At 75.1% G+C, this 23,445-nt stretch carries 22 protein-coding genes; 12 read left to right on the top strand and 10 right to left on the bottom strand.

Features of this window, described 5'->3' with window-relative positions; genetic code table 11:
• Window positions 1-69 precede the first annotated feature (69 nt).
• The 7 genes from ACIG47_RS14275 to ACIG47_RS14245 all read left to right on the top strand — a co-directional run bounded on the left by ACIG47_RS14275 (window position 70) and on the right by ACIG47_RS14245 (window position 6,774).
• Window positions 70-1,932, top strand: a complete 1,863-nt coding sequence (locus ACIG47_RS14275; protein WP_397431537.1) for an acyltransferase family protein — start codon at window positions 70-72, stop codon at window positions 1,930-1,932.
• A 99-nt stretch (window positions 1,933-2,031) separates the two neighbouring features.
• Window positions 2,032-2,214 (top strand): hypothetical protein, encoded by a 183-nt coding sequence (locus ACIG47_RS14270; protein WP_397414293.1) that lies wholly within the window; start codon window positions 2,032-2,034, stop codon window positions 2,212-2,214.
• A gap of 60 nt (window positions 2,215-2,274) precedes the next feature.
• Window positions 2,275-3,672 carry a glycosyltransferase gene (locus ACIG47_RS14265; protein WP_397431536.1) on the top strand — a complete coding sequence of 466 codons (1,398 nt, stop codon included), beginning with the start codon at window positions 2,275-2,277 and terminating at the stop codon, window positions 3,670-3,672.
• The gene (locus ACIG47_RS14260; RefSeq protein WP_397431535.1) at window positions 3,657-4,265 is read left to right on the top strand and encodes a hypothetical protein; all 609 of its coding nucleotides are present in this window, start codon (window positions 3,657-3,659) and stop codon (window positions 4,263-4,265) included. Before ACIG47_RS14265 ends, ACIG47_RS14260 begins: the two co-directional genes overlap by 16 nt.
• A gap of 142 nt (window positions 4,266-4,407) precedes the next feature.
• Window positions 4,408-5,589: a non-hydrolyzing UDP-N-acetylglucosamine 2-epimerase gene (gene wecB, locus ACIG47_RS14255; RefSeq protein WP_397431533.1), complete on the top strand. Its 1,182-nt coding sequence runs from the start codon at window positions 4,408-4,410 to the stop codon at window positions 5,587-5,589.
• Between the two features lie 102 nt (window positions 5,590-5,691).
• Window positions 5,692-5,925 carry a hypothetical protein gene (locus ACIG47_RS14250; RefSeq protein ID WP_397431532.1) on the top strand — a complete coding sequence of 78 codons (234 nt, stop codon included), beginning with the start codon at window positions 5,692-5,694 and terminating at the stop codon, window positions 5,923-5,925.
• 177 nt (window positions 5,926-6,102) lie between these two features.
• Window positions 6,103-6,774, top strand: coding sequence for an RNA polymerase sigma factor (locus ACIG47_RS14245; RefSeq protein WP_397431530.1), 672 nt, complete (start codon window positions 6,103-6,105; stop codon window positions 6,772-6,774).
• Window positions 6,775-6,783: 9 nt separating this feature from the next.
• Here ACIG47_RS14245 and ACIG47_RS14240 read toward each other — a convergent pair whose 3' ends face one another.
• A complete protein-coding gene (locus ACIG47_RS14240) occupies window positions 6,784-7,548 on the bottom strand; it encodes a hypothetical protein (RefSeq protein WP_397431528.1) in 765 nt (254 codons plus the stop codon).
• Between the two features lie 207 nt (window positions 7,549-7,755).
• Here ACIG47_RS14240 and ACIG47_RS14235 point away from each other — a divergent pair, with 207 nt between their 5' ends.
• Window positions 7,756-10,428 (top strand): sigma-70 family RNA polymerase sigma factor, encoded by a 2,673-nt coding sequence (locus ACIG47_RS14235; protein WP_397431526.1) that lies wholly within the window; start codon window positions 7,756-7,758, stop codon window positions 10,426-10,428.
• Here the strand turns inward: ACIG47_RS14235 and ACIG47_RS14230 are convergent.
• On the bottom strand, window positions 10,412-13,198 hold the full coding sequence (locus tag ACIG47_RS14230; RefSeq protein ID WP_397431524.1) for a LuxR C-terminal-related transcriptional regulator: 2,787 nt from the start codon (window positions 13,196-13,198) through the stop codon (window positions 10,412-10,414). The two genes, ACIG47_RS14235 and ACIG47_RS14230, sit on opposite strands and share 17 nt — an antisense overlap.
• Window positions 13,199-13,417: 219 nt before the next feature.
• The gene (locus ACIG47_RS14225; RefSeq protein ID WP_397431523.1) at window positions 13,418-14,269 is read right to left on the bottom strand and encodes an alpha/beta hydrolase; all 852 of its coding nucleotides are present in this window, start codon (window positions 14,267-14,269) and stop codon (window positions 13,418-13,420) included.
• Between the two features lie 143 nt (window positions 14,270-14,412).
• Here ACIG47_RS14225 and ACIG47_RS14220 point away from each other — a divergent pair, with 143 nt between their 5' ends.
• Together ACIG47_RS14220 and ACIG47_RS14215 are read left to right on the top strand one after the other, a co-directional pair.
• Window positions 14,413-15,024 carry a TetR/AcrR family transcriptional regulator gene (locus ACIG47_RS14220; RefSeq protein WP_397431521.1) on the top strand — a complete coding sequence of 204 codons (612 nt, stop codon included), beginning with the start codon at window positions 14,413-14,415 and terminating at the stop codon, window positions 15,022-15,024.
• Between the two features lie 245 nt (window positions 15,025-15,269).
• Entirely contained in the window at window positions 15,270-16,196 is a 927-nt protein-coding gene (locus tag ACIG47_RS14215) for a phosphatidylinositol-specific phospholipase C/glycerophosphodiester phosphodiesterase family protein (protein WP_397431519.1), read from the top strand.
• A gap of 81 nt (window positions 16,197-16,277) precedes the next feature.
• On the opposite strand, the gene ACIG47_RS14210 is transcribed toward ACIG47_RS14215, so the two are convergent.
• Genes ACIG47_RS14210 through ACIG47_RS14195 form a run of 4 tightly spaced genes read right to left on the bottom strand, consistent with a single transcriptional unit; the run spans window position 16,278 to window position 19,823 of the window.
• The gene (locus tag ACIG47_RS14210; RefSeq protein WP_397431517.1) at window positions 16,278-17,516 is read right to left on the bottom strand and encodes an ABC transporter permease; all 1,239 of its coding nucleotides are present in this window, start codon (window positions 17,514-17,516) and stop codon (window positions 16,278-16,280) included.
• Window positions 17,513-18,241: an ABC transporter ATP-binding protein gene (locus tag ACIG47_RS14205; protein WP_397431515.1), complete on the bottom strand. Its 729-nt coding sequence runs from the start codon at window positions 18,239-18,241 to the stop codon at window positions 17,513-17,515. Before ACIG47_RS14205 ends, ACIG47_RS14210 begins: the two co-directional genes overlap by 4 nt.
• Entirely contained in the window at window positions 18,238-19,323 is a 1,086-nt protein-coding gene (locus ACIG47_RS14200; protein WP_397431514.1) for an efflux RND transporter periplasmic adaptor subunit, read from the bottom strand. Before ACIG47_RS14200 ends, ACIG47_RS14205 begins: the two co-directional genes overlap by 4 nt.
• Window positions 19,323-19,823, bottom strand: coding sequence for a hypothetical protein (locus ACIG47_RS14195; protein ID WP_397431512.1), 501 nt, complete (start codon window positions 19,821-19,823; stop codon window positions 19,323-19,325). The genes ACIG47_RS14200 and ACIG47_RS14195 overlap by 1 nt, the downstream gene beginning before the upstream one ends.
• Window positions 19,824-19,990: 167 nt before the next feature.
• On the opposite strand from ACIG47_RS14195, the gene ACIG47_RS14190 reads away from it, so the two are divergent.
• Together ACIG47_RS14190 and ACIG47_RS14185 are read left to right on the top strand one after the other, a co-directional pair.
• Complete coding sequence (locus tag ACIG47_RS14190) at window positions 19,991-20,650, top strand: response regulator transcription factor (RefSeq protein WP_397414258.1); 660 nt, start codon at window positions 19,991-19,993, stop codon at window positions 20,648-20,650.
• A 1-nt stretch (window position 20,651) separates the two neighbouring features.
• Window positions 20,652-21,830: a sensor histidine kinase gene (locus ACIG47_RS14185; protein ID WP_397431510.1), complete on the top strand. Its 1,179-nt coding sequence runs from the start codon at window positions 20,652-20,654 to the stop codon at window positions 21,828-21,830.
• Here the strand turns inward: ACIG47_RS14185 and ACIG47_RS14180 are convergent.
• The 3 genes from ACIG47_RS14180 to ACIG47_RS14170 are packed head-to-tail and all read right to left on the bottom strand — an operon-like array spanning window position 21,805 to window position 23,422.
• Entirely contained in the window at window positions 21,805-22,059 is a 255-nt protein-coding gene (locus tag ACIG47_RS14180) for a DUF6510 family protein (protein ID WP_397414253.1), read from the bottom strand. The genes ACIG47_RS14185 and ACIG47_RS14180 overlap by 26 nt on opposite strands.
• Window positions 22,056-22,832 carry an FAD-binding oxidoreductase gene (locus ACIG47_RS14175; RefSeq protein WP_397431508.1) on the bottom strand — a complete coding sequence of 259 codons (777 nt, stop codon included), beginning with the start codon at window positions 22,830-22,832 and terminating at the stop codon, window positions 22,056-22,058. The genes ACIG47_RS14180 and ACIG47_RS14175 overlap by 4 nt, the downstream gene beginning before the upstream one ends.
• Window positions 22,829-23,422, bottom strand: a complete 594-nt coding sequence (locus ACIG47_RS14170; protein ID WP_397431506.1) for a molybdopterin-dependent oxidoreductase — start codon at window positions 23,420-23,422, stop codon at window positions 22,829-22,831. The genes ACIG47_RS14175 and ACIG47_RS14170 overlap by 4 nt, the downstream gene beginning before the upstream one ends.
• Window positions 23,423-23,445 lie beyond the last annotated feature (23 nt).

Below are 23,445 nucleotides of genomic sequence, written 5' to 3'. Positions count from 1 at the left end.
GCGGACGCCGTGCGCGGACGCCGCGCCGGCGTCCGTCACCGACGGGCGGGCCGCCCGTCAGTAGAACCCGTGACCACCCTCACCGACGCACCGGCACGAGTCCAGCGACCGACGTACTACCGGGCGGTCGACGGCCTGCGCGGCGTCGCCGTGCTCTCCGTGCTGATGTATCACACGAACCTCTACGACAACGGCCTGTTCGGCGTGGACCTGTTCATGGTGCTGTCCGGCTTCCTCATCACCGTCACGCTCCTGCGCGAGGCGGAGCGGACCGGCCGGATCAGCCTGCCGGCCTTCTACCGGCGGCGCGCCAAGCGGCTCCTCGTCCCGCTCTCGGTCGTGCTGGGCGCCACGGCGGTCGCCGTGGCCCGGCTCGGGCGCGCCGACGAGGCCGACCGCGTGCTGCAGCAGGGCATCGCCTCGCTGTTCCACGTCGCCAACTGGGAGCAGATCGCCCGCGGCGACTCGTACTGGGACGTCATGGGCGTGCCGGGACCGCTGTCGCACATGTGGTCGCTGTCGCTCACCGAGCAGTTCTACCTGGTGTGGCCGCCGTTGCTGGCACTCGTCTGCGCCGTCGTCACCCGGCGGCGGCACGCGGTGGTCGCGGGGCTGGCGGTGGGCGCGGCCGTGGCGATGACAGCCGTGACCGTGCTGACCTACGACGGCGCCAATGCGGACCTGCTGTACCTGGGCACCCACACGCACGGCGTGGGGCTGATGGTCGGCGCGATCGCCGCCGTCGTGCTCGTAGGGACCCTCCGGCGCCGGGCCGCCGGGGTTCCGCCGCGCGTCGTCCTGTCCGGCCGTGTGGCGGGGGTGGTGACGTGCGCCCTGCTGGCGGCGATCGTGGCGGTGTCCGTGCGGACGAGCACCTACACGGAACCGTGGCTGTACCGGGGCGGCGGCATGACGGTCGTCGCGGTCCTCGGGGCGGGGCTGGTCCTCGCCCTGACGCGCGAGGACACCGCCGTGGCGCGGCTCTTCTCGGCCACCCCGCTGGTCGAGGCCGGCAAGCTCTCCTACGCGCTCTACCTGGTCCACATGCCGTTCTTCTGGGTCCTGCAGAAGACGCTGCCGGACCCCCGGCCGGCCGTCGTCGCGCTGGTGGGGATACCGCTGTCGGTCGTGCTGGCCGCCTTCGTACACCACATCGTGGGCGAGCCCGTGCGGATCCGGCGCTGGAACCGAGCGGGTGGGGTCTCCTTCGCGGTGCTCGGCGTCGCCGTCTGCGGGGCCCTGGTGGTCGCGCCCACCCTGGTCCGGCAGGAGTCGGGTGCGGGTGACGTCCGGGTGCTGGTCCTCGGGGACTCGTTGGGTCACGACTTCGCGACGGCACTGACGACGTCCGCCCCCGAGGAGTTCGCGGTGACGGACGCGGCCTTCAACGGCTGCGGCGTGTTCAGCCCGCAGACCAGCCGGACCACGGCGGTCGAGCAGGGCCCTGCGCCCGGCTGCCTGCCGTGGGAGCGGCGCTGGCGCGATGCGGTCCGTGAGTCCGCGCCCGACGTCGTGGTCGTCAACCTGGCCTGGGACGGCGCCGAGCAGCGGGTCGGCGGACGGTGGATGAACCCCTGCTCGCGCGAGTACGCCGCACGGTACGTCCGGCAGCTCGTGACGGCGCTCGACATCCTCGAGGAGGGCGATCCCGGCCGACCGGTGCTGCTGGCCACCTCGCGCGAGTTCACGCCCGTCGCGGCCCCGGAGTGGGCGGCCTGCCACACCGCCCAGCTCCGCGCCGTCGCCGCGCAGCGGGACTCCGTCGAGATGCTGGAGCTGCACGACGCCGTCTGCACGGACGACGCGTGCCGGCAGACGACACCCGACGGAGCACCCGCCTACATCGACACGGTGCACTTCACGCGGCCGGGCATGGCCTGGATCGCCCCGTGGCTCGGCGACGCGGTCAGGTCGGCCGCGCGGGCCGGATGAGCACCCGTGCCCGCCCGTCATGGGAGACCCGCGGCGTCGTCTGAGCACCTGTACCGGGTCGCGCCGGCCGGCGCGACCCCTCACCGGAAGGAACGGGACATGTACAACACCCCTGGCATCGCCACAGGCATCGGTACCGGCGCCGTCGGCACGGGAGTCCTCGCGGCGACGGGCTTCGAGTCCCTGTGGTTCGCCGTGGTGACGATCGGGCTCGTGGTGGGCGGGCTCGTCCTGGTCAGGGAGAGCCGGCGGCGCCGTGCGGAACCGGACCAGGACGCCTGAGGAGCAACCTGGGGCGGGCCGCCCGGCTCGCCCCCACGACGTGAGACACAGGGGGAACGTGTGGGTCTGCTCAGCCTGGTGGCCGCGATGATCGTCGTCAGCTCGACGACGTACTTCGTGCTGCTCATGGCCTCCGGCGTCCGCGGGATCCGGCGGCACGGCAGCCCTCTCGCCGTGCAGGGACGGGCCGAGTACGGCGTGGTGCCCGCGGCGGCGCAGGACGGCTGGAACGTCTACTTCCTGGTGCCGTGCCTCGACGAGGCCGAGGTGGTCCACCGCACCGTGACGGGCCTGGTCATCAACCCGGGCACGACCACCGTCGTCATCGACGACGGGTCGGACGACGCCACGGGCGCGATCGCCCTCGCCGCCGGTGCCGCGGGAGCTCGCGGCAGCGACGTGCACGTGGTCCGCCGCGAGCCGCCCCATGCCCGGCAGGGCAAGGGCGCGGCGCTGAACGCGGGCATCGCCCGCATCCGCGAGCTCGTGACCGGGCGCGGCCAGGACCCGGCGTCGGTGGTCGTCTGCGTCATGGATGCCGACGGCCGGCTGTCGCCCCGGGCGCTCGACCACGTGCTGCCGCTGTTCGAGCGGCCGCGGGTGGGCGGGGTCCAGCTCCAGGTGCGCATCCGCAACCGGACCTCGTTCCTCACCCGGTTCCAGGACTTCGAGTTCTGGGGGGTGGCGAGCGTGACGCAGGTGGGCCGGGCGGCCACCGGCACCGTCAGCCTCGGGGGCAACGCGCAGTTCACCCGGCTCACGGCGCTCGACCAGGCGGGCGAGCGCCCGTGGTCGGACTCGCTCACCGAGGACCTCGACCTGGCGATCACGCTCGCGCTGCACGGCTGGGAGCTGACCACCACGCCGTCCGCGTCCGTGGACCAGCAGGGTGTGGAGACCGTGCCCCGCCTGCTCCAGCAGCGCACCCGCTGGTACCAGGGGCACCTGATGGCGATCAGGCGGCTGCCCGCCATCTGGGGCTCGGCCCGCCTGTCGCACGCCGCGGCCCTGGAGCTGTCGTTCTACTGCCTGTCGCCCTGGCTGCTGACGCTCCCGTGGTCGGTGCTCTTCCACTACTGCCTGCTCACGGTGCTCCTGGACGGCTCCGCCCTGCTCGGCCGTGCGAGCACCCCCAGTACCGCGGTGGCCGTGGTGCTGGCCTGGTACCTCCTCGCCTTCGCCCCGGCGGTCTTCTCGGGCTGGCTGTACTGGCGGCGCGACCGGCGGGTCGGCATCTGGCAGGGCCTGCTGATGGGCAACTACCTGGTGCTGACGAACTACCTCTCCTACGCGTGCGCGTGGAAGGCGCTGGCGCGGGTGCTCCGCGGCGAGACCGCGTGGGTGAAGACCGCGCGGCACGGCGACGGCCCCGGCGAGCCGCGCTCCCGAGAGGTGATGCGGTCCCGGCAGGAGTCTCGGCAGGAACCCCGAGAGGAGGCGCCGTGGACGACGCCCTGACCGAGGCGCCGGACCCGTCGGTGGAGATCCGGATCGTGGGCGCCCGGACGCCGCCGCCCGCCGTCGGCCCGCGTCTCCTGGCGGCCGCGCCGGTGGCGGTGCTCGGGATCGCCGCGCTGCTCGGTGCCGACCGCTTCCGGCACGGCGAGGCCGTGCTCGCCGCCCGGCTGCTCGACCAGGTGTTCTCCCGGCCGGCGATGGTGCCCTCCGCCGGGCCCCTGCTCTCCTACGAGACCACGGCGGGCGGCGTGCCCGTCTGGGCCGCCGTGCTGGTGACCGGGCCGGTCTCGGCGTCGTGGTGGGTGGGCGGAGCGCTGCTCGCCGTGGCGCTGATGCTGGCCCTGTGGCGCCGTGCACCCGCGGCGGGGCTGCTGGTCGCGGGCATGACGACGGTCGCGGTGCTCGGCGTCGTCGGCACGGCCCGCACGGTGCTGGTCGTCGAGGCGACCGCGCGCTGGGGCGACACGGGGTTCGCCTGGATGATGCACACGGTGGGCGGCCCGGCCCTGATGGCCTCCACTCTGTGCCTGTGCGCGCTGCTGTTCACACCGGCCGGCCTGCTCGGGGTGGCGCGCCCCACGGGCGACGCCTGATCGCTGAGCCGCGTCGTCCCAGGTCACCGGGGTTCTGCCCGGCGGGTGACATCACAGCGGTGGCCGTCATCGCCCCCGCCCGCCTGCGTCGGTCACGGTGGCTCGCACCCGCGGGCCGTTCGTCCGAGCAGAGAGAAGCAGCATGCCCCAGACAGCTCGCCGCGAGGTCGCAGTGCTCTACGGGACCCGGCCGGAGGCCGTGAAGCTGGCCCCGGTCGTCAACGAGCTCAAGCGGCGGAACACCCACGTGCCGAGGGTGGTGACCTCCGGACAGCACCGCATGATGCTCGACCAGGTCAACGAGCTCTTCGACATCGTCCCCGACCACGACCTCGGCCTGCTGCGCCGGGGCTACTCGCTCGACGACGTCCTCGTCGGCGCCGTGCGGGGCTTCAGCGAGTACCTCGACGCGCACCCGGTGGACGCGGTGGTGGTGCAGGGCGACACCACGACGGCGTTCGCCGGCGCGCTCACCGCCTACCACCGCCAGGTCCCGGTGGTGCACGTCGAGGCCGGCCTGCGCACCGGCGACGTCTACTCCCCGTTCCCGGAGGAGGGGAACCGCAGGTTCATCACGACCGTCGCCGCCCGGCACTGCGCCCCCACGGACCTGGCCGCGCGCAACCTGCGGCACGAGCACGTACCCGCGCACCACATCACCGTCACCGGCAACACCGTGATCGACGCCCTCATGCACGCCGCGTCGCGGCCGGTGCGCATGAGCGACCCGGTCATCGAGAACGCCGTCCAGGAGGGGCGGCGGGTGATCCTGGTGACGGCGCACCGGCGTGAGTCCTGGGACGAGGGGATCGAGCGGGTCGCGCGGGCGCTCGCCGAGGTGGCCCGCCTCTTTCCCGACGTGCTCGTCGTGGTGCCGCTGCACGGCAACCCGATCGTGCGGGAGGCGATCGTGCCGGCCGTCTTCGGCGCCCCCAACGTCGTCCTCACCGACGCCCTGCCCTACGGCGAGCTCACGCGCCTCCTCTCGCGGGCGACCCTCGTGGTCACCGACTCGGGCGGCATCCAGGAGGAGGCGCCGGCGTTCGACGTGCCCGTGGTGATCACGCGCGACGCCACCGAGCGGCCCGAGCTGCTCGACGCCGGCGGCGGCGTGCTGGTCGGCACGCACACGCGGCACGTGGTGGACGCGATCAGCGCGCTGCTCACCGACGAGACGCTGCACCGGCGCATGGCGTCGGCACCCAGCCCGTTCGGTGACGGCCATGCCTCGAGCCGCGTGGTCGACGTGATCGAGAACCTGCTCGCCGCGCGGTCGGCCGAGGACGACGTCGCCGGGTGGACCCGGCAGGCACTCGCCCGCTGATCCGTGCGGCTCCCGCCGGTTGCTCGGCCCGTGCCCGGAAGCTGGGGTTCTCGGGCGCGGGCCGAGCTTCCGGCGGGAGCCGCGTCCCGAGAGGAGACATCCGTGCCCGATCTACACTCCAGCCCGCCGCCGCTCCCGCCCCTGCCCGACGAGGCGGTGCGGCTGGTGCGGCTCTCCCGCACCCTGACGCGGGCCGCCGTGGGCGTGCTCGTCGTCGTGCTCCTGGTCCTGGTGGTCGTGCTCGCCGTGGCGGGCCGGTACCCCGCGGCCGCGCTGGCGGCGTGGGTGCTCGTGCACCTGCTCGTCGTGCCCGTCGTCCGGCGGCGCCCAGAGTGACCGGCGCTTGAGCATGCATTCGCATGTTTTATCCCTCTGACCAGGCAGATCACCCTCCCGATCACCACTGTGTCTCGCGACACGCCGGTGGTGTCGCGGCGTCTCTCCCAACGCGTACACCGGTACGCCGACGGTCCGGCCGAGCGGTTCGGCCGTCGTGGCGAGGAGGGGATCTGGATGCCGATGACGACGGGGGCCTGGCAGCGCGAGATCGGTCCGGCGGGGCAAGGGGTCCGGGGTCCCGGGGCGGCGGACGAGGCGGCCGGTGAGCCGGAGGAGCCCGGCGACGTCGAGCTGTTCGGCCGGGCCCGCGCCGGGGACACGCTCGCGATCGACCTCGTCTGGCGGCGGCACTACCCGTACGCCGTCAAGGTCGCCCGGCGCTACACCCGCAACCCCGCCGATGCGGACGACCTGGCGGCGGAGGCGTTCGTCCGGATCCTGTCGCTGCTGCGCGAGGGGCGCGGCCCGCGGGAGCACGGCAAGACCTACGTGGCGCGCACCGTGCGCAACATCGCCACCGACCGGTCCCGCCGCCGGCAGCCGTCCATGGCGGAGATCGACGAGGCGCGCGACCTGCCCGCCCCGGACGACCCCGCAGCGGCCGCGCTGTCCGCCATGGAGCTCGGTGACGTGCTGGAGGGTCTGGCGGCCTGCCCGCCACGGCAGCGGTACGCGATGCAGATGACGGTGTTCGAGGGCGTCCCGATCTCCCTGGTGGCCGCCGACCTGGGCATCTCCAGCAATGCGGTGGCGGCCCTGCTCGTCCGGGCGCGCGAGTCGATCCGCCGGTTCGTGGCGCGAGGCGTCCACGAGCACGGGGCGGCCCGGGGCGCGCCGCACGGCTGACGCGGACGCCTAGGCGGCGTGGTCGGCGTCGAGGAGACGCCGTAGGGCGGCCAGGTCCGAGGGCAGCGGCCGTACCGTGATCCGGACCGGGGCGCGCAGGATGCTCGGGTTCTTCCGGGCCAGGCCGGCCAGGGTGTCCCGGGCGCGGGCGACGGACGCCAGCATCCGGCCCGCGGGCTCCGGCCGGCCGAGCACGACGGCGACCCCGTCCCGGTAGCCGGCCGGCCAGTCCTCGCCGAACGAGAGCCGGACCGCCTCGCCGAGCAGCACGTCGCGCTTCCACCGCACCAGCCGCCCGGCGGCGCTGACCCCGCCGACCCGCCCGTCGATGGTCACCAGCACCAGGGACCCGCCCTCCCGCGTGCTCTCGATGCCCGCGAAGACGTCCGCGGCGCGCGCCAGGAACTCGCCGTGCCGGGGCAGCCCGCTCATGCCGCGTGCCGCGAGCCGGGGGTCGGGTCCCGTCTCCGCCGTCTCCCAGCCGGTGGCGAACGCCACCGCCACCGACTGCGGCAGGTCGGTCAGGCACAGGTCGTAGAGCACCCCGATGTCGCGCAGGCCCTCGGCGACCCCCACGTCGGCCAGCGCGCGAGCGGTGCCGAGCGCCCGGGCGGGCGCCTCGGCGGCCAGCCCGTTCATCACGGCGTAGGCGAGCGGGACGACCGCCGGGCTCGACCAGTCCTCGGGCATGCGCCAGCCCTCGGCGACCGTGTGCCTGCGCCAGCGCGCGCACAGCGTGCCGAGTCCGTCGTCTCCTGCCGGTGCCTTGTTCATCGCCGGGCTAGACGGTGGCACAAGAGGGTGATGACGGCGCAACCGGAACGAGCTCCTGGATCGCGGATCACCCCCCGGATCACCCCGCGTGATGCGGGGGCATACCCCACCCGCCAGTAGTATTTTACGCAATCAGGACAACTCCATCGAGGTGCCAGGGAGTACTCCCGGATGGTCGACACGACCAGTTCCACTGCGTCTTCCGCTGTGTCTTCTGCTGCGTCTCCCACCGCGCCGCGCCCGTCGTCGCGCGCGACCCGGGACGCCTCCGACGAGGAGCTGCTCGCAGAGTTCCGCTCCGGGCACGATGCCGCCTTCGCCGAGCTCTACGCGCGGCACCACCGGACGGCGGCGTCCGTCGCCCGGCGTGTGGTGGGCCCGGGACCCGCCGCCGACGACGTGGTCGCCGAGTCGTTCACGGCGCTGCTGGCGGCCGTGCGACGCGGGGGCGGTCCGTCGGGCAACGTCCGGTCCTACCTGCTGACCACGGTGCGCAACACGGCCGTCGGCTTCCTGCGGTCGCAGCAGAAGGCCGTGCCCGCCGAGGCCGAGGTGATCGACCGCCCGCACGAGGACGGCGACGGGCTGGTCGCCGCCGACGACGACCACCGCGTCCGGCGTGCCTTCGCCGAGCTGTCGCCGCGGTGGCGTCGGGTGCTCTGGTACGTCGACGTCCACGACCTCCCGCCGTCCCAGGTGGCACCGCTCCTCGGGGTCTCGCCCAACGCGGTGTCGTCGCTGGCGCGACGGGCACGCGAGCGGTTGCGGCGCGCGTACCTGCAGGCCCATCAGGACCGGGTGGCACCCGGGTGCGAGGACTACGCCCCGCACCTGGCGCGGTACGTGGACGAGACCCTGGCCCTGCCGGTCCACCGCCGGGTCGGCACGCACGTGCTCGCGTGCGTGCACTGCGCGGCCGCCGTCGACCAGATGCGGGACCTGCGGCGCCGGATGCGCGGCCTGCTGCTGCCGCTCGGCCTGCCCGTCGCGGCGGCCGGCGAGCTGCCCGAGGAGCACGGTGCGGAGGGACTGCCCGACGGGTGGGCAGCGGTCCGTGGCGGGCACCGAGGGGTGCGCGCTCTGGGCCGGCGCTGGTGGTGGGCGCGACCCCGGGTCGGACGCCGGAAGATCGTGCTGGTGACGGCGTGCGTCGCCCTGTGCGCGCTGACGCTGTCCGCCGTCGCCGCCTCGGGCGTCGTGGGCGGGTCCGTGCCGGACGTCCCGGGGCTCACCGTCGCCGGATCGGCAGCCGGTGACGACGAGCCGGAGCGCGGCCCCGTGCCCGCGGGCGACAGCCGGCCACGGGGATCCGGGGGCCGGGACGACGCGGACCCGTCGACCGGTGGTGCGGGGGCGTCTCCCGGCCGCCGTGACGCCGCGGGTGACGTCAGGGACCGGGTGGACGGCACGGGCCGCACCGACGACCGGCCCGTGCGGTGGGAGGTGCCGGGCGACGGCGGCGGCCCGCCGCTGGTCGACCTGACGCCCCCGGCGCCGGGTCCGGTCCTCGGCGGGCGTCCGCCGTCCTCGCTGCCGCCGGACCCGGCACCCCCGTCGGAACCCGGCCCCCGCCCGACGGCGTCCCCCGTCCCGGAGCCGGACCCCCTGACCCTCGTGATCGAGCACGACGACCTGGGGGACCTGGTGCCCGGCCGGACCGGGGTGCTCGGCGCCACGGTGTCGAACCCGAACGCCGACCCGAGCGGCCGGGTGGTCGTCGAGGTGGTGCTGCCGGACGGTGTCACGCTCGACACCGCCGGCCGGGCACGCGCCGTCACCGCGTGGTCCTGCGACCAGGGCCCGTCCGCGCGGGTGGTCTGCACCGTCGGCACGATCGCGGCGGGTGCCACCTCCACCGTCCTGGTGCCGGTGCTCGTCGCCGCGGACCTCGCCGTGGGCGACGTCGTCCTCCGGCTGGACCTCCACGGGGAGGGCGTCGCCCGCACGAGCGTCAGCGAGCCCGTGCCGGTGCGTGCCGGGTCGCTCGCGGCACGGTACGTCGCCACCGGTGCGGTCGAGATCACCCAGGTGGGCGCACCCGTGCTGCACTGCGCGCCGGCCGCCCCGGGCTGTGCCGCGGTCGCCGCCGGCACCGCCACCGGTCCCACGCAGAACAACAACGCCTGGGCCATGGTGGCCGTGGACGCCCTGGGCACGGGCACCACGTCGTCCGCGGCCGTGCTCGACGTCCCCGTGGGGGCCGAGGTGCTGGCCGCGCGGCTCTACTGGTCGGGCGGGTGCGCGGGCACGATCCCGCCGGCCCGGGTGGCACCGCCCGGCGGGACGCTCACGACCGTCGAGAACGTCACCGTGGACCGCTCCGGGAGCCAGGTCTACCAGGCGAGCGCCGACGTGACCGACCTGGTCCGCGCCGGGGGAGCGGGCACGTGGGGCGTGGCCGACGTGTGCGCCACCGAGGCGGTGGGCGGGTACGCGGGCTGGGCCCTCGTCGTGGTGCACCGGCCGGCCGGGTCGGGCCCGGCGGGCCCCGGGCTGGCCATCGTGTACGACGGGCTGCTGCCCGTCTCGTCCACCGCGGGCGAGGGGCACTTCTCCGTCGCCGGACGGCCGGGCACCACCGCCCGGGTCGGCGCCGTGGTCTGGGACGGCGACCGCAGCGTGCCCGGCGACCAGCTCCTGTTCGACGGCGCGCCGCTGGTACCGCTCCGGTGGACAGGCGCCGGTCCGGGCGGTCCCGGATCGGGCGACAACGCCTTCGACTCCACGGCCTGGGGCTCCGCGTACGCCAACGCGCTCGGCGTCGACGTCAAGCCGTTCGAGCCCGCGTTCCTGACCTCGACGCGTGCGCAGCTCACCGCCGTCGAGACCAACGGCGACGCGTTCGTGGTGGGTGTGGTCACGGTCACGACCGGGAGCTGAGCCGCGCCCGCACCATCGGGTCCAGCAGCCCCAGCTCCCGGGCCCGCCGCAGAGCCTCTGCCCGGTCGTGCGCGCCCAGCCTCCGGTACAGCTCGCGGATCTGCGTCTTGACCGTGTTCCGCGAGACGAACGACACCCTGGCCACCTCGGTCGAGGTCAGGCCGTCGGCCAGATGGTGCAGCACGACGAGCTGCCGGTCGGGCACCACGACGAACTCGACCGGCACGGGTGCGCCGCGCCGGTCCAGCACCTCGTCGGCCCGCTCGCGCACCGCTGCGGGCGTGTCGACCGCGAGGCGGCGCAGCACCGAGGGCGCCGCCCACCAGTAGGGCAGGCCGCCGCCGGCCTGCTGTGCCAGCGCGACCGCCCGGGACAGCTCGCGCCGGGCGCCGTCGGGCACGGCGGGGCCGGCCCCCGCCGTGGAGATCCCTGCCGCGGCGGTCAGTGCCTCGGCCGCCAGGAGGTGCGCCTGGAGCCGTGCACCCGTCGTCCAGCCCGGGCCGTCGGCGGAGACGGCGGGCAACGCGTCGCGCGGCCGGCCCTGGGCCAGGCGGACGTGGGCGTCGAGCAGCGCGGCGGCCGGTGTCCGGAGGGTCAGCGCGTCGGCGACGACAGCGGCGTGCGTACCGCGGCCCAGCGCCAGATAGAGCCGGCCGAGATCGAGAGCGAGCAGCGGCGGGATGCGCACGTCGGCCTCGCTCGGGCCGCTGCGCGCGCTGCCGTCCGTGCCGCCGTCCGTGCCGCCGTCCGTGCCGCCGTCCGACGGGGTCAGGCCGCGCCGCGCGAGCACGTCCCGGAGCCGGTCCACGGCCGGCTCCTCCTGCCCGCGCAGCGCGCAGAGCATCACCTCGGCGTGCAGCCCGGCGAACCACAGGTCCGTCCCGGCCGCGTCGCGCACGGCGGACAGCAGGGGGTGGGCGAGCTCGTCGTCGAGGTGCTCCAGGCGGACGAGCGCGGCGGTCAGGGTGGCCGGGTCACCCACGGCCTCACGCCACCAGGCCGGTGGCTCGGGCAGCATGTCGGCCTCACCCGACCAGTCGGACGCGGACCGGACCCCGGAGTCCAGCGCGTGGACCAGGGCGGCCAGCTCCGCCGCGGCGGCGGCCAGTGGCAGCGCGCCGGAGGCCAGCGCCCCGAGGTAGGCCGCCTCGGCACGTCGGAGGGCCTCGTCGAGCAGCCCGGCCTCGGCGGCGGCGAGCCCGGCCTGCAGCTTCACGAGCACGCGGGCGACGTCGGACCCGGCCACGGTGTCGAGCAGCCCCCGGGCCACCCGCAGAGCGTCCATGGCCCGCCCCGACCGACGGAGGCCCGCGACCCGCGTGAACGTGGTGAGCGGGCTCTCGGGGCCGCCCGGGTCGGACGCGGGACGGCGGCCTTCCGCCTGCCGGAGCAACGGGTGCCGGGGGTCGCCGTGCCGGCCGGGGGTGGTGCGGGTCACGGACAGCAGGGCATGCAGCTCGGCAGGCACGTGCCCGGAGGGGGCGGACGCGACGGCGGCCCAGAGGGCGCCGTGCAGGGTCGCGTCGTGCCCGTCCAGGACGGCGGTCCAGGTGTCGTGCAGCAGATCACGGACGAGGGCCGGGTCGCCGGACTCGAGCGCGACCAGGAGCGCCCCTCGTGCGTCACCTGCCCCGGCTCGCCGACGGGCCGCCCTGGCGGCTCGCCGGGCCAGCTCGCCGGCGTCGCGGCCCCGCGCGTAGTCGAGCAGCGCGCGGCGCGCGTGCGGGTCGAGGGCCAGGTCGCCGTCCGGGCCGGCAGGGTCGTCGAGCACCAGGCCGGTGGCGACGAGACGGTCCATGAGGGCCTCGGCGCCGGGGACGGCGTCGAGCAGCCCGGTGGCGGCGAGGTCCGCGAGGCGGAACCGCGGGGCCAGGCCGGCCTCGACCAGCAGGCTGACGGCCTCCTGGGGCAGCACCGCGCGCAGGTAGGCCCCGCGGTGGGCGGCGGCCGTGGCCGCGACGGTCTCGTCCGTGACCGGGGTGCCGTGGGCGTTCGTGCGGCGCAGCTCCTCCAGGACCGGGTAGACCACCGGTGCCCAGCCCGCCACGGCCGTGACCAGCAGCCGCGCGTGCGACCGGGTCAGGGGCACCCCCGCCGTCGCCGCCGCGGTCCGGGCCTCGTCGGGGTGCACGGCGAGGTCCCGCAGGGTCAGCTCGGTGTGCCGGACCGCCGGTGCGTCCCCGTCCGCGGACCCGCCGGCCGGTGCCCAGCCGTCGGAGGTCGGCACCGGTCCGGGCAGGGGTACCGCGGTCAGCGCGACGACACGGCCGCGGCGCACCATCCGCGACACCCGGTCGAGGAAGGCCAGGGCGGCGCCCGACCCGTGTCCCAGCCGGTCGACGACGAGCACCGCGTCCTGGGTGTCGAGCGCGGCGGCCAGCGCCTCGGCCGACGGGTCCGGCTCCACTCCGGCGACCCCGGAGAGCCGGGCGCTCGCGGCGCGGCCGAGCGCGTCGCCGTCCAGGGACTCGCGCTCCGGCACGTCCACCCAGACGACCAGCCGCCCGCTGCGGAGCAGCCGCCGGGACCACAGCGCGACGGCGGTGCGGCGCCCGGCTCCGCGCGGCGTCCGCAGCAGCACCATCGCCGTGGGACCCGCCCGCAGCGCCTGGTCGAGCGCCAGCTCGACGTACGGCCGCCGGTGCGCGCCCGGCGGGAGCGCGGGCAGCAGCTCCCCGGCGCGCTCGAGCGACCCGGGTGGCGCCTCGCGGGACATCAGGCCGGGCCCTGCGGCCGTTGTCCTGCGCAGGGCTCGGTCGGTCGGAGCCACGCCGGGTGCCGGATGGTCCGCCGGGCCGGGCGGCGACGTCTCCACCAGGCCCCTCGACGGGGCGGGTGGTGCCGGGCAGCGCACGCGCGCGGCGGGACCGGAGCTTGGTTCACACTCGGGTAGGACGGTGGGCCGGCGCGAACGTGTCGGGTGACCTGGGTCACATCCCGCGCGGCCGTCCCGGGCGACTCGCGGGGCGGGGCGAGGCGCCCGGGGCGATCACGCCGTCGCGTGCGACGTCGCCCACGCGAGGGCGTGGTCCGCGATCTCCTCCCAGCCCGGCTGGGACACGAGGCGGTGCGTGCGGCCCGCGTACTCCCGGTACTCGACGACGGCGGGGCTGCCGGTCCCGGTGTACTTCGCGACGATCGCGCGGCCGATGGCCGGCGGCACCACGTTGTCGATCTCGCCCGTGATCACGAGGAACGGAGCGCGGTCGGCGCGGGCGTAGTCGACGTGGGTGACGCCGCCCCTCTCGTTCGGCACCGACGCGACGCCCTCGAAGAAGACCCGGTTGTACGACGGGACGGCGTACTGCTCCCAGAGCGCGTCCGACTCGGCGCGGGACACGTCGTTGCCGAACGTGAAGTGAAAGTGCGCCTTCGAGATCGGCTTGGCGCCGTTGCGCCCGAACGGGTTGGACAGGATCGGCAGGCCGGTACGCAGGGTGGACGCCGGCAGCGTGGTGACGCCGGCCGCCTGGCCGGGGGCGACGCCCACGTAGGCGGCGCCGAGGCCACGGTCGGCGAGCATCTGGGTGAGCACGCCGCCGAACGAGTGGCCCATGATGATCGGCTTGACCGGCAGCGCCCGGATGATGCGCTCGTAGTGGTCGGCGATCTGCTTCAGGCCGATGCCCTTGAGCGGTTCGGGGTTGGCACGCACGTCGGCGACGCTGCGGTCGTCGATGCCCGGCCAGCCCGGGACGATCACCTCGTGACCCGCGGCGCGGAACCGCTCGGCCCACGTGTCCCAGCTCCTCGGGGTCATCCACAGCCCGTGGATGAGGACGATCGGGCGCTTTCCGGTGGTGCTGTCGTCGGTGGTCGTCGTGTCGGGTGCGGCGTTCATGGTGGGGCTCCTTGCGGTCGGGGACCGGGTCCCCGGTCCGTCGTCAGGAAGAACGATCGTTCTTTCTCTGTTGTTCCCGACGGTAGCGCCCTCGCCCGGCGGGCGTCAACGCCAAAGAGAAAGATCGTTCTATGCTGAGTCGTATGGCACCCAGGACCACCGCCTCCCGAGCCCCGCGCAAGACAGCCGACGGCGGGTCCGAGGCGCGCGAGCGGTTGCTGCGGACGGCGTCCGAGCTCTTCTACGCGGAGGGCATCCACGTGGTGGGCGTCGACCGGATCCTCGCCGAGGCGGGGGTCACGCGCGCCACCTTCTACCGCCACTTCCCCGGCAAGGAGAAGCTCGTGGAGGCCTACCTGGGGGTGGAGGACGCGAACCTGCGTGGCGCGCTGGAGGGCGCACGGTCCGTGACGGACGACCCCGTGGAGCTCGTCGGGCTGATCATCCAGGGCATCGCCGAGGACGTCGCCCGGCACCACACCCGCGGCTGCCCCTTCATCAACGCCGCCGCCGAGTACCCCGACCCGGACAGCGGCGTGCGCCGCGCCGTGGACCAGCACCGCGCATGGTTCCGCGGCGTCCTGGAGGAGGCGCTCACCGCCTCGGGCGTGAAGGACCCCGTGACCGCGGCCGGCCAGCTCGTGCTGCTCCGTGACGCCGCTCTGGTCGGCGGCTACCTCGACGGCTGGGACACCGTGCGCGTGGCGTTCGTCGACGCGGCCCGGCAGGTCGCGGGCCTCGAGCCGGCGGCCTGAGCCGCGGTCCGGCGCCTGAGCCGCATCAGGCCGCGTCCACCCGAACGCAGCGCGGCCCACGTGGCACCGCACCGAACGAGGGGCGTCGGTTCGGCTCGTCGACGGGTGCCCGTCGGGCGGAGTTCACCCGTGGGTCAGCACCCGGCGGTTGCATGGGCGAGGCGCCCTGCCGCGCCGCCAGCACGGGTGAGTCCCCGCCGGGCACCCGTGCGGACACCCGCCACACCAGGCACGAGGAGACGACCATGCGCGGAAGAACCATCGTCGGAGCGGCCCTGGCGGCCGCGACCCTGCTCGCGGGGCTCGCCGCCGTCCCGGCATCGGCCGCCCCGGTGTCGGCCGCCCCGGTGTCGAGCGGACTGGCGTCGGCCGCCCCGGCGCCCGCGGCGCCGCTCCCGGTGACGCGGCCCGGGTGCGGTGCCGAGCTGGGCGAGCCGCACGACGCCGCCCACGCGCACAACGACTACGAGCACGACCGCCCGCTGTACGACGCGCTGGCCAGCGGTTTCACCAGCGTCGAGGCGGACGTCTGGCTGGTCGACGGCGAGCTCCTCGTGGCGCACGACCTGGTCGACGTCGACCCGGACCGCACACTGGAGAGCCTCTACCTCGACCCGCTCCAGGACCTGGCGCGCGGCCGGGACCGGAGCGTCTACCCCGGCTGGGACGGCAGCTTCCAGCTCCTCGTCGACATCAAGTCCGAGGGCGAGGCCACCTACGTCGCCGTCCACGAGGCGCTCGCGGAGCACCGCTCGATCCTCACGCGCTCGGTGCACGGCCGGGTCCGGACGGGCGCGGTGACCGCCGTCATCAGCGGCAACCGGCCGCTGGAGACCATGCGGGACCAGGACGTGCGGTACGCGTTCTACGACGGCCGGTCCGGCGACCTCGGGTCGGGGCTCCCGGCGTCCCTCATGCCGCTGGTCAGCGACAACTGGACGAAGCTGTTCACCTGGCAGGGCGAGGGCGCGATGCCCGCCGCCGAGCGCGAGCGCCTGCACGCCGTCGTGGACCAGGCGCACGCCGCGGGCTACCGGGTCCGGTTCTGGGCCACGCCGGACCAGCCGGGCGCGGCGCGCGAGGCGGTCTGGACGGAGCTCGTCGCCGCAGGCGTGGACCACATCAACACGGACGACCTGCCGGCCCTGGACGAGTTCCTCACGGCCCGCTGACCGCGGACCCCGTTGAGTGCTGGATATTCGCCCCTGAGGGGCTCCGAAAAGGGCGAATATCCAGCACTCGACGGGCGGTGGTCAGGAGGCGAGTGCGGCCGTCGGCGGGGTGCGGGCCGCGCGGAGGGCCGGGTAGAGGCCCGCGATCGCGCCGATGACCAGCGTGGCGGTGACCGCCACGACGATCGCTTCCGGTGGGAGGGCGAACGGCCAGCCGTTGACCGCGGCCATGATCCCCGTCGCGGCCGTCCCGAAGGCGCTGCCGAAGAGCCCGCCCAGCGCGGAGAGCAGGAGCGCCTCCGCGAGGAACTGCACCAGCACGTGCCGGCGGGTGGCCCCCAGGGAGCGGCGCAGGCCGATCTCGCGGCGCCGCTCGAGCACCGAGATGATCATGGTGTTGGCCACGCCGATCCCGCCCACGAGCAGCGCGATCGAGCCGAGGCCGAGCAGCAGGCCGGTGAACGCCTGGTTGGCGGCGGTCCGCGCCGCGAGCGCGTCGGACGGCCGGGACACCTCCACCTCGTTCGGCGCCTGCGGTGCGATCGTCGGGGCCAGCAGGGCGCGGACGTGCTCCACGGCGTCGTCGGCCGAGCGCTCGTAGATCATCGTCGGGCTGCCGTCGAAGCCGAACAGGTCGGCGGCGACGGCGGAGCCGACGAGCGCGGCGGTGTCGAGCTCGGGGGCCAGCGCCACCGGGTCGAGGATCCCCACCACGGTGAACGACGTGCCGCCGAGCCAGACCTGCGTGCCCGGCGACACCACCCCGAGACGTTCGGCGGCGACGCTGCCGAGCACCACCGCGGGAAAGCCCGCGGTGGCCGGGTTGAGCCACACCCCGGACCCGACCGTGCCGGAGACGACGTCGAGCAGGTTCTGGTCGGCCGCCATGGTCGCGATGCCGCCGGTGGCGTCGGGGTCGGACAGCGAGCTGCGGTAGACGGGCTGCGGCAGGGTCGCGGTGCTGCTCGCGCTCTCGACCCCTGCCACGCGCCGCACCTTGCCGAGGGTGTCGGGCGGCAGGGTGGTGCGGTCGCCCGTGAGGGTGCGGCCTGCCTGCGCGGTGAGCAGGTTGGTGCCGAGCTGCGCGAGCTGGTCGTTGAGGCGGGCCTGGCTGGACGACGAGACGCCCACCACGGCGACCATCGCCGCGATGCCGATGGCGATCCCCAGTGCGGAGAGCACCGCACGGGTCGGCCGGGCGCGCAGCCCCGTGGTGCCCAGACGCAGCACGTCCCGGCCGAGCAGCCGTGACCGGTCCGGTCCACGAACCTCCGGCGGCGGCCCTGCCGTGACCGGCGGGGGAGCGGTGACGGTGCTCATGCGCCGGCCTCCGGTCCGGTCGTGTCGCTGACCACGCGCCCGTCCCGGAGGGCGATCCGGCGCGGGAGCCGGCCGGCCAGCTCCGTGTCGTGGGTGATCACCACGACCGTGGTGCCCTGGGCGTTGAGCTCGTGGAGCAGCTCCACGATCGCCGCACCCGAGGTGCTGTCGAGGTTGCCCGTGGGCTCGTCGGCCAGCAGCAGCGGCGGGTCGCCGACGACGGCGCGGGCGATCGCCACCCGCTGCCGTTCGCCGCCCGAGAGCTGGTGGGGGTGGTGGTCGAGCCGTCGGCCGAGCCCCACGCGGTCCAGCGCCTCGGCGGCCCGCCGTCGTCGTTCGGTGCGGGGCACCCCGGTGTACAGGAGGCCGTCGGCCACGTTGTCCAGCGCGGTGACGCCGTCGGCGAGGTGGAACTGCTGGAACACGAACCCGATCCGGTACGCGCGCAGCGCGGACAGGGACCGGTCGTCGAGCTCGGACACGTCGAGCCCGTCGATGCGGGCGACGCCCGCGGTGGGCCGGTCGAGGGTGCCGATGAGGTTCAGCAGCGTGGACTTGCCGGAACCGCTGGGGCCCACGATCGCGACCAGCTCGCCGGGCATGATGCGCAGGGTCACGCCCGCGCAGGCCAGCACCGGCGGCTCCCCGTACGAGCGCCGGACGTCGTCGAGGGCGACCAGCGGGTTCAGCAGGCGCGTGGGCGGCAGGACCGTCGTGGTGGTCATCGCTGCGGCACCACCACTCGCTGGCCGGCCTCGACGTCGTCGCCGGAGATCTCGACCCGGCCGCCGGCGAACAGGCCGGTGGTGACGGGCACCTGGTACGTGGTGCCGTCGGCGCCCACGACCTCGACGCCGAACTGGTCGGGCGTGATGGCGATCAGGGCGCCCACGGGTACGGACAGCACGTCCTCCCGCCGTTCGCTGGGGATGTCCACGGTCACGGACGCCTCCTGGAAGGCCTTCGCCTCCTTCGCGGAGTCCAGGGCGACGACGACCGGGACGACCGTCGTGCGCTGCCCGGTGGCGTCCTCGGCCTCCGTGGGGGTGCCGACCGAGGTGATGGTCCCGCTCGTCTCCCGGCCGCCCGGCAGACGCACCGTGACCGGGTTGCCGATCACGGCGAGCTGCTGGTCGTCCAGGCCCAGGTCCATGCTCACGACCTGACTGGTCCCGGTCGCCTCGAACAGCTCGGCCCCGGGGCCGACCTGGCTGCCGACGCTCGCGGTCAGCGTGCCGACGCGCACGCCGCCGGCCGAGAACAGGACGGACCCCAGCGGCAGCTTGCCGGTGCGTTCGAGGTCGTTCGCCTCCTGCCAGTCCATGATCGCCGCGGTGGTGTACCAGTCGAACGTCTCGTCCGGCTCGACGTCGAGGTACCCCAGCGTCCGCAGGTTCTCCTCGAGCTGCCGCACGTCGGGTCCGTCGGTCATGCCCGCGGCGAGGTCGCGCCAGGCCGGCACCGTGCCCCGCAGCAGGAACACGGGCACGTTGTCGACGGCGTAGAGGCGCCCGCCGGGGCGCACCACGGAACCGGCGTCGGGCAGGCCGGTCACCACGCCACCGCGGGCGGACTGGACGGGCCTCGGGTCCGCGTACCGCAGCGTGCCCTGGGCGGTGGTGCTGCCCTCCAGGTCGCCGCGGACCACCTCGTCGGTGTCACCCCGGAACGCCTGGGCGGACTGGCCCTGCTCGTCCGCGGAGCTCGCGAAGGCGTGGATCCCGAGCCCCGCGCCCCCAGCCATCGCCGCCACCGCGGCCAGCCCGACGACGACGCGCCGGCGCCGCCGCCCGTGCACCCGCGCCATCAGCTGCCCAGCCCGGTCGAGCCGCCGACGCCCTGCGGTGCGCACTCGGCGAAGACGTCGTCCGGCACGTCCATGGGGATGGTCAGCGACTCGCCGGGCCCCGGGTCGGCCACGTCGATGCCGTTGTCGCGCAGGCAGGCGGCGATCTCCAGCCACTCGGCGCGCTGCTCCTCGTCCGACATCGACGGTCCGCCGCCAGGCGCGGCCGGTGGCCGGCCCAGCTCGCCCTGGCAGACCTCTGCCGCCTCCATGAACGCGTCGCCGGCCTGCGCCTCGACCGACCCGTCGCTGTTCGGGTCCGCCATGTCGACGCCCTGGTCGCGCATGCACGAGGCGAACGCGAGCTGGTAGTCCTCGAGGGACTCGAACTGCTCGGTGCCGCTGTCCGCGGTGCTCTCCGCGTCGGGTGCGTCGCCGGCGGTGCCGCAGGCGCTCAGTGCCACGAGCAGCAGGGGGACCGCCAGCACGGCGGCCAGGGACGGGGTTCGGCGCTTCGACATGAGGTGCTCCTCCGGTTCGGTGCCACGGTCTGTCCGTGGACGTCGCCCAGTCGAGCACCGGGGGTGTTGCCAGGGTGTTCAGGGTTTCCTTTACGTTCTCCCAACGCTGCGTGTGATTGCCTGGGCGAGGTTCGAGCAGGGTTTCGAGCAGGCCCGGGAGGTTCGTGGTGCGTGTACTGATCGTTGAGGACGAGCCCTACCTGGCCGACGCCGTGCGCGTCGGCCTCCGGCGGGAGACCATCGCCGCCGACGTCGTCCACGACGGGGCCGCGGCCCTCACGTCGGTCGCCGACGCCGCGTACGACGTCGTCGTCCTCGACCGGGACCTGCCCGGCGTCCACGGCGACGAGGTCTGCGCGCGCCTCGCGCGGGACCACCCCGAGGTGCGGGTGCTGATGCTCACGGCCGCCCGCACGCTCGACGACCGCGTCACCGGCTTCGAGCTGGGCGCCGACGACTACCTGCTCAAGCCGTTCGAGTTCCCCGAGCTCGTCGCCCGGCTGCGCGCGCTCGAACGCCGTACCCAGCCCGCCCGGCCTCCGGTGGTCGAGGCCGACGGGGTCCGGCTCGACGCGTTCCGCCGGGAGGTCTACCGCGACGGCCGGCTCGTGCGGCTCAGCCCCAAGGAGTTCGCCGTGCTGCAGGTGCTCATGAATGCCGACGGCGGGGTGCTCAGCGCGGAGGAGCTGCTGGAACGTGCCTGGGACGCCAACACCGACCCGTTCACCAACACGATCCGGGTCACCATCTCCAACCTGCGCCGCCGCCTCGGCGAGCCCTGGGTCATCCGCACGGTGCCCGGCGCCGGCTACCGGTTCGGGGGCTGACGTGCGCAGCGGACGGCTCACGATCCGGGCCCGGCTCACCCTGAGCTACGCCGGCCTCGTCACCGGGTGCGGCGCGGTGCTCATCACCCTCGTCTACCTCTACATGCGGTACGTGCCGAGCTACCGGATCGCCCCGGCGCAGGAGCTCCTCCCGGAGGACTACCAGCCCACGGGCCCGGCCGGGCGGGCACAGCCGGTGGACGCGATCCAGATCACCAGCGCCGAGGACTTCCTGAGCAACCTGCTGACGGCCTCGGCGGTCGCGCTGGTGGTGCTCGCGGTGCTCGGCGGCACGGTCGGCTGGCTGGTGGCCGGGCGCATCATCCGGCCGCTCGCCGCCATCAACGCCGCCGCCAACCGCGCCTCCACCGGCACGCTGGACCACCGCATCGGCCTCGACGGTCCCGCCGACGAGATCCACGACCTCGCCGGAACCTTCGACCGCATGCTCGCGTCGCTGGAGCGTTCCTTCGCCGCGCACCGGCGGTTCGCCGCCAACGCGTCGCACGAGCTGCGCACCCCGCTCGCCACCACCAAGACCATGATCGACGTCGCCCTCGCCGACCCCGACGCGGACCGGGCCGACCTGCGCCGGCTGGCCGAACGGGTCGGCGAGGTCAACCGGGCCAGCGTCGAGACCGTGGACGCGCTCCTCGACCTCGCCGCCGCGGACTCCGGTACGGCGGCCCGGGCCCCGGTGGACCTCACCGACCTGGTGCACGGCGTCGTGATCGCCCTTGCGGACGAGGCGGTCGACGGCGGCATCGACCTGACCGTCGAGGGTCCGCCGGTCGCGGCCCTGGGCGACCCCGTGCTGCTGCGCCAGGCCGTGACCAACCTGGTGCGCAACGGGATCCGGCACAACGTCCCCGCGGGGCACGTGACGGTCCGGGTCTCGGCCGACGCCGACCGCGCGTGCGTGACCGTGACGAACAGCGGCCCGGTGGTACCCCAGGAGTCGCTCGACGCGCTCACCGAGCCGTTCGTGCGCGGCGCCGGGCGGGCCTCCACGCGCGGCTCGGGACACGGGCTCGGCCTGGCCATCGTCGCGGCCGTCACCACCGCCCACGAGGGCACGCTCGCGCTGCACCCCAACCCGGAGGGTGGCCTCACGGTGCACCTGGACCTGCCCGGCGCGGGTGACCAGCGGGTGATCAGCGCCGCAGCTCCACCGCGCTGAGGCCGGCGAGGCTGAGGATCACGCGGTCGCCCGTGTCGACGACCGTCGCGAGCACCTGGTCGCACCCCGCGCACCGGGCCACCAGGCCGGGTGCGTCGGTGTAGACCATGGCCTCGGCGAGCGCGGCCATGTGCCCGCAGCCGCCGCAGCGTCCGCGCGCCGTGGTCACGTCGGCCGTGAAGACCTCGGAGAGCGCGCCCGCGAGCACGTTGCCGTCGAGGTGTGTCATCTGAGCCCTCCGAAGCGCTCGGTGTGGATGTCCCCGGGCTGGTGGCCGAGCTCCTGGAGCCAGCCCGCCACGGCCTCGACGAAGCCCGTCGAACCGCAGACGTAGACGCGCGGCCGTTCGGCCGCGGCGATGGTGCGGGCGGCCAGCGTGTCCCGGGTGAGCCGCCCGACAGCGTCGGGCCAGCCGTCCGGCGCCTCCCGCGTGTACACGAGGTCCAGGCCGAGAGCCGGGCCGGTCAGCGCGGCGAGCTCGTCGGCGAAGTAGACGTCGGCCGGTGTGCGGACCGAGTACAGCAGCCGGAAGGGCACGTCGTCGCCCGCGGCGCCGTGCGCCGCGGCCATGGCGTACAGCGGCACGACGCCGGAGCCGCCCGCCACGAGCTGCACCGGACGGCTGCTCTCACCGGGCCGCCAGACGAAGAACGCACCCAGCGGGCCGTGCAGCTCGAGCTGGTCGCCCGCCCGGAGCTCGCGGACCAGGAACGGTGAGACCTCGCCGTCGGGCAGCTCGTCGACCGCGAGCACCACCCGGCCGGGGGCCGTGGCCGTCGCCGGGGCGGATGCCGCGACGGAGTAGGAACGGCTCGCCTGGTAGCCGTCGGGGGCGGTCAGGCGCACGTCCACGTGCGCGCCGGCCTCGCTCCCCGGCCAGGTGGGCACGTCGAGCACCAGCCGGGCGGCGGACGGCGTCTCGCGGCGGGTCTCGGCCACGGTCGCCACGTGCCACGCGGGGCGGGTCCGCGGCGGGGCCGAGAGAACGGGCTCGGCGCTCACCAGTACCGCTCCTCCTTCCAGGGGTCCCCGTAGAGGTGGTAGCCGTACTGCTCCCAGAAGCCCGGGTCGTTGTCCGGCATCATCGTCAGGCCGCGCAGCCACTTGGCGCTCTTCCAGAAGTACAGGTGCGGCACGAGCAGCCGGGCCGGGCCGCCGTGCTCGGGGTCGAGCGGAGCGCCGTCGGCCTCCACGGCGATCCAGGCCTTGCCGTCCAGCAGGTCCTCGAGCGGGACGTTCGTGGTGTACCCGCCGTAGGAGTGCGCCATGACGAACTCGTGCTCGGACTCGACGTCCTCGAAGACCTTGTCGAGGCTGACGCCGCGCCAGGACATGTCGAGCCGGGACCAGTGCGTCACGCAGTGGATGTCCACCGTGACGTCCTCGACCCCCAGCGCGAGCAGCTCGTCCCAGGACCACCGGTGGTCGGTGCCCGTCTCGTCACGGATCGTGAGCTCCCAGTCCGCCGTGTCCACGTGCGGTGTGGGCCCGGCGCTGAGCACCGGCCAGTCCTGGACCAGCGTCTGGCCCGGCGGGAGGCGGTCGTCCCGCTCACGTCGGCGGCCGGAGAAACCACGGGTGGCGAAGGACATGCTGACTCCCGTCCGGGTGACCG

It is taken from the genome of Promicromonospora sp. NPDC052451, from assembly GCF_044547525.1.
In the GTDB taxonomy this organism is placed as follows: domain Bacteria; phylum Actinomycetota; class Actinomycetes; order Actinomycetales; family Cellulomonadaceae; genus Promicromonospora.
This window is presented reverse-complemented; position numbering and strand designations above follow the sequence as displayed.

Bases quoted from the DNA above. Each gene is read 5' to 3' on its own strand.
- ACIG47_RS14170 (WP_397431506.1), bottom strand. From the start codon at position 23,422: ATGTCCTTCGCCACCCGTGGTTTCTCCGGCCGCCGACGTGAGCGGGAC.
- wecB (WP_397431533.1), top strand. From the start codon at position 4,408: ATGCCCCAGACAGCTCGCCGCGAGGTCGCAGTGCTCTACGGGACCCGG.
- ACIG47_RS14195 (WP_397431512.1), bottom strand. From the start codon at position 19,823: ATGTCGAAGCGCCGAACCCCGTCCCTGGCCGCCGTGCTGGCGGTCCCC.
- ACIG47_RS14210 (WP_397431517.1), bottom strand. From the start codon at position 17,516: ATGAGCACCGTCACCGCTCCCCCGCCGGTCACGGCAGGGCCGCCGCCG.
- ACIG47_RS14205 (WP_397431515.1), bottom strand. From the start codon at position 18,241: ATGACCACCACGACGGTCCTGCCGCCCACGCGCCTGCTGAACCCGCTG.
- ACIG47_RS14240 (WP_397431528.1), bottom strand. From the start codon at position 7,548: ATGAACAAGGCACCGGCAGGAGACGACGGACTCGGCACGCTGTGCGCG.
- ACIG47_RS14180 (WP_397414253.1), bottom strand. From the start codon at position 22,059: ATGACACACCTCGACGGCAACGTGCTCGCGGGCGCGCTCTCCGAGGTC.
- ACIG47_RS14270 (WP_397414293.1), top strand. From the start codon at position 2,032: ATGTACAACACCCCTGGCATCGCCACAGGCATCGGTACCGGCGCCGTC.
- ACIG47_RS14245 (WP_397431530.1), top strand. From the start codon at position 6,103: ATGCCGATGACGACGGGGGCCTGGCAGCGCGAGATCGGTCCGGCGGGG.
- ACIG47_RS14200 (WP_397431514.1), bottom strand. From the start codon at position 19,323: ATGGCGCGGGTGCACGGGCGGCGGCGCCGGCGCGTCGTCGTCGGGCTG.
- ACIG47_RS14215 (WP_397431519.1), top strand. From the start codon at position 15,270: ATGCGCGGAAGAACCATCGTCGGAGCGGCCCTGGCGGCCGCGACCCTG.
- ACIG47_RS14220 (WP_397431521.1), top strand. From the start codon at position 14,413: ATGGCACCCAGGACCACCGCCTCCCGAGCCCCGCGCAAGACAGCCGAC.
- ACIG47_RS14225 (WP_397431523.1), bottom strand. From the start codon at position 14,269: ATGAACGCCGCACCCGACACGACGACCACCGACGACAGCACCACCGGA.